Here is a 465-nt window from a genome sequence, read left to right as displayed (position 1 = left end):
CTTCAATATTACGGGAGAGGGCATTTGTTCTTGTAAGTACGCCAAAATCATGGTATTTGTAATCTTCCCTTATCATTAAAATTTTTATTTGGGAAGCGATAAAATTAGCTTCGTCAGTTTCGTTTTGCGGAAAAAATAATTCTATTGGTTTGCCGCCTGTTTTTGGCGACCAAAGATTTTTATCCTTCCTGCCTGTATTATGCGAAATTACTCCATTTGCCGCATCTAAAATTGTGGTAGTGGAACGGTAATTTTGTTCCAGTTTAATTTCTATCCGTCCCGGAAAATCTTTCTCGAACATCAGCAAGTTTTCGTAATTCGCCCCTCTCCATGAATAAATGGACTGGTCGTCATCGCCAACTACGCAAATATTGGCATTTTCATTCTCCGCAAGAAACCTTAACAATTTATACTGAATAAGGCTCGTATCCTGAAACTCGGCAACCAAAATGTAACGGTATTTTT

General features: G+C 37.8%; 1 protein-coding gene. It reads right to left on the bottom strand.

Going from position 1 to position 465, the window contains the following annotated elements; translation table 11 throughout:
• A partial coding sequence (locus ACYVTD_RS16570; protein WP_461248758.1) for a UvrD-helicase domain-containing protein occupies positions 1–465 on the bottom strand: 465 nt, incomplete at both ends.

It is taken from the genome of Treponema sp. R6D11 (assembly GCF_054786075.1).
The sequence above is the reverse complement of the archived record's forward strand: the minus strand, read 5'-3'. Positions and strand labels throughout refer to the sequence as shown.